Genomic DNA, 4,066 nt, shown 5'->3' on the forward strand with positions numbered 1-4,066 from the left:
ACGACGCCGGCGCCGACCGTACGGCCGCCTTCGCGGATTGCGAAGCGCAGACCTTCTTCCATCGCGATCGGTGCAATCAGCTTCACCGTGATCGACACGTTGTCGCCCGGCATCACCATTTCCTTGTCCTTCGGCAGCTCGATCGAGCCCGTCACGTCCGTCGTACGGAAGTAGAACTGCGGACGGTAGTTGTTGAAGAACGGCGTGTGACGGCCGCCTTCGTCCTTGCTCAGCACGTACACTTCAGCCGTGAAGTGCGTGTGCGGCGTGATCGAACCCGGCTTCGCCAGAACCTGGCCACGCTCCACGTCTTCACGCTTCGTGCCGCGCAGCAGGATACCGACGTTGTCGCCTGCCTGACCTTGGTCCAGCAGCTTGCGGAACATTTCAACGCCCGTGCAGGTCGTCTTCACCGTCGGCTTGATACCGACGATTTCGATTTCTTCGCCGACCTTCACGATGCCGCGCTCGACACGACCCGTCACCACCGTACCACGGCCCGAGATCGAGAACACGTCTTCCACCGGCATCAGGAACGCGCCGTCAACTGCACGCTCCGGCGTCGGGATGTACGTGTCCAGCGCGTCTGCCAGGCTCATGATCGCCACTTCGCCCAGCTCGCCCGTGTCGCCTTCCAGCGCCAGCTTTGCCGAACCCTTCACGATCGGCGTGTCGTCGCCCGGGAAGTCGTACTTCGACAGGAGTTCGCGAACTTCCATCTCGACCAGCTCGAGCAGTTCAGCGTCGTCCACCATGTCGCACTTGTTCAGGAACACGATGATGTACGGAACGCCAACCTGACGCGCCAGCAGGATGTGCTCACGCGTTTGCGGCATCGGGCCGTCTGCTGCCGAGCAAACCAGGATCGCGCCGTCCATCTGCGCTGCGCCCGTGATCATGTTCTTCACATAGTCAGCGTGGCCCGGGCAGTCGACGTGTGCGTAGTGGCGGTTAGCCGTTTCGTACTCGACGTGTGCCGTGTTGATCGTGATGCCGCGCGCCTTTTCTTCCGGTGCCGCGTCGATCTGGTCGTACGCCTTCGCTTCGCCGCCGAACTTCTTCGTCAGAACCGTCGTGATCGCTGCCGTCAGCGTCGTCTTGCCGTGGTCAACGTGACCAATCGTACCAACGTTCACGTGCGGCTTGGTCCGCTCAAACTTTTCCTTGGCCATTTTCAACTCCCAAAAGGAATTTCACAGGTTGCGCCGCGCGCAAACAACAAGACACTGACTTTTTACTGCTGGTGCCCATGGGCAGGATCGAACTGCCGACCTCTCCCTTACCAAGGGAGTGCTCTACCACTGAGCCACATGGGCGCTTTACGCTTCAACTTCGCGGTCTGGAGCGGGTGAAGGGAATCGAACCCTCGTCGTAAGCTTGGAAGGCTTCTGCTCTACCATTGAGCTACACCCGCACGGGCCACAAACGATTCCTTACCGCTCACTGCGCTGATATCTTGGTGGAGGAGGTTGGATTCGAACCAACGTAGGCGTAAGCCAACAGATTTACAGTCTGCCCCCTTTAGCCACTCGGGCACCCCTCCGTAGAGAACTGACGATTATGGGGGTACATCGCACCCCTGTCAAGCACATCCGGAAGATTATTTTTACTCTCTTCCCGATACCTGCCCGACCACCGATCTCCCGCCCTTGCCCGGCTAAGGCAAGCATGGGTGCTACCGATCAGTGCCACATCTTCGTCAGACTCCGCTTTCAGCGTCGATCTGCATCTGCGCCGAAAACGAAAGACCGCCATCATACGATCTCTTGAGCACTCTGCCAAGCGGGTAGATGCAAAATTTCCGCAAATTTCGTGCCGGGCGAACACCATGATCTGTTTTAGATACCTCCTGGGAGTCCATAGCTGGTTTCTCGGGTTGCCTGGCCCGACCCGCCCGCAATTGACGTGACACGGCTTTCTGACACTTTCCAGCAATCGCATCATGAGTTTGAGCAACGCTTCCAACGAGAAATCGCGATGGCGGCGCTAGACTTTGCCAACGTCAGCGACAGGAGCAATGGCGTCCCGGGCCACCTGCCCGCCCTGATTCGTATCTTCATGCGTCTGCTTGCTCTTTTCTGGCCTTCATGGTTTTGATCGCACATGCCGCCGGGCCGGCAGACGCCCGTGTCGCCCGAGCACGATCACCTGGATCCGTCTGGAGGCGCCAGCTGATAGCCACGCCTCGGGATGCCCGGCAGCAGCCGCGCCGCTCGTCGCATATGAGAGGTTGAAGCCCGCGCACAATACCGGGGCCTCGGTTCGGTACACGTCTGGTCGGCCGGGGCAACCTCGTGGAGTCAGCATATGCATGGCTGATCAACGATGCCGCCATGTACGTCATCGCCGTCGGCGCTGGTGATGACGCGTCGACAGGCGAATCCTGCAGCCCAGCCTGCATCGACACATTGCAGCCATTTCTTGGCGACGACACACGGCCGCGCCGGGAGCTGCCACGCAGGTTTGTCCCCGCAATCTCTGCGAACGTTCTACAGTGCACGGCCCACTGCACTTCGCCGCCGCGCGAACCGACCAAAGTCGGCATCTGGCCGACCTATCGCGGCGAATACACAAGGCATCCCCCATGCACGTACGATGTTCGCCTCGTGCAGCTGAACACCGATACCTGCGCAGGATTCGGCGCCTGCGCGTTTTCCGCATCGCACTCATCCGAAGACGCGGGAAAGCAGGCCCACGACCTCCACACTTCCACGACCGCTGCGAGCTGCCCGGCAGTGCTCGCGTCGACCAGGGATCAAGGCCTGAATACGACGCGCCGGTTTACGCCGGGCAATGGCTCCGCACTCTCCGATCCGGATACCGCATGCAGGGCGCGATCGACTGACGTCGATGCGGGGGCACGCCCTTCACGTCGATAGGTGAAGGGCGGGACTGCTTTGGCGGCGCCGCCTATTCGCTCATTAAAAAGTGTACGTGTTTCGGGACGGGCAGCCAGCGCTCATCAAAAAGAACCGGCGCGAATTTCTGATGGCATCTGGTTGAGGAATTTGCGTACGTCCGGTTCGCGCTATGCGTCAACGACTTCCGCGTGGCACGCCGGAAGCGCCAATTTTTTGAACGGGTCGATTTGAGAGAAGATGCGACGAGTTGAGAAACAAACAAGCCAAGATCACTACGAGATGTCATCTTGGGCAAAATCCGACTTTGTGCGCTCGATTGGCAGCAGTCGCCTGGAGCTTTCGGCAAAAGGACGCCAAACCGCGGATTTGCGCCACTCGTTGCCCAGGCCACCCTGATGGCTCATGTCGGGAACCGCCAGGCGCGACCCTCTGATACGAAATGGCAACGACGATTGTGGGCGGAGAAGTGCTCAATACGCCGAGGAACCGCGCACAATAACCGGCATTCGCGCAGCAGGCCATGCCACTCTAGGTCGTAACCAGCAACGCACGAATCTGCGGCGAGAAGTGGTCAAAAATGCGGCGGAGTCGCGACTCGATCCGATCTCCTCTCCGTGAACAGCAAGTGGATGGATGTTTGGATGGTAGGTCTTGGCCGGCGCCAGCTAGCGGTGCAAGGCCAACCCGATCGGTCGGTCTGATCGCCTTTTGCGTCAGTCTCGCAGAGGCAATCCTGGAGAATCGGCACCCCCGGCCCCAGCTCGAGTAGCAGCCAGGCCACAAATCCCGATCACTCGTGCATTTCCGTCGCCGAAATGCAAAAACCCCCGCCTTTCGGGCGGGGGTTTCTGGCTTAGGGAGCCTGACGATTACCTACTTTCACACGGGAATCCGCACTATCATCGGCGTAGAGTCGTTTCACGGTCCTGTTCGGGATGGGAAGGGGTGGGACCGACTCGCTATGGTCATCAGGCAAAGAGGGTTGTCCTGCTGGCGTGGCCAACAGAACCAATCTTGGAAGAAGCAGTAATTTTGAGTTGTGTGTATCACACACGAGAATCCAACTTGTCGCTCTGGATCTTGCGGCCGGTGCTGTCGCACGGCGCCGATCTACAAGGCAGACTTGTTATAGGATCAAGCCTTACGGGCAATTAGTATCAGTTAGCTGAACGCATTACTGCGCTTACACACCTGACCTATCAACG

Annotated in this window: 2 protein-coding genes, 3 tRNA genes and 2 rRNA genes; 1 reads left to right on the forward strand and 6 read right to left on the reverse strand. The window is 59.3% G+C overall.

Translation table 11 applies throughout. The features are described 5' to 3' along the window. From tuf to ABY44_RS23055, 4 genes are all read right to left on the reverse strand, one after another. Positions 1 to 1,172, reverse strand: a 1,172-nt coding sequence (gene tuf / locus ABY44_RS23040; protein WP_431642290.1) for an elongation factor Tu, incomplete at its 3' end; no start/stop codon positions are given. A gap of 69 nt (positions 1,173 to 1,241) precedes the next feature. Continuing rightward, positions 1,242 to 1,316: transfer RNA gene (locus ABY44_RS23045), tRNA-Thr, on the reverse strand. Between the two features lie 24 nt (positions 1,317 to 1,340). Beyond that, a tRNA-Gly gene (locus ABY44_RS23050) sits at positions 1,341 to 1,414 on the reverse strand. A gap of 43 nt (positions 1,415 to 1,457) precedes the next feature. After that, a tRNA-Tyr gene (locus ABY44_RS23055) sits at positions 1,458 to 1,543 on the reverse strand. 362 nt (positions 1,544 to 1,905) lie between these two features. On the opposite strand from ABY44_RS23055, the gene ABY44_RS23060 reads away from it, so the two are divergent. Further along, on the forward strand, positions 1,906 to 2,097 hold the full coding sequence (locus tag ABY44_RS23060) for a hypothetical protein (RefSeq protein ID WP_155637972.1): 192 nt from the start codon (positions 1,906 to 1,908) through the stop codon (positions 2,095 to 2,097). A gap of 1,624 nt (positions 2,098 to 3,721) precedes the next feature. Here ABY44_RS23060 and rrf read toward each other — a convergent pair. Next, positions 3,722 to 3,834 (reverse strand): 5S ribosomal RNA (rrf, locus tag ABY44_RS23065). Positions 3,835 to 3,991: 157 nt separating this feature from the next. Next, positions 3,992 to 4,066, reverse strand: a 23S ribosomal RNA gene (locus ABY44_RS23070); the annotation flags it as partial.

Origin of the sequence: Burkholderia sp. ZZQ-2 (genome assembly GCF_050768715.1) — a bacterium.
GTDB lineage: Bacteria > Pseudomonadota > Gammaproteobacteria > Burkholderiales > Burkholderiaceae > Burkholderia > Burkholderia cepacia.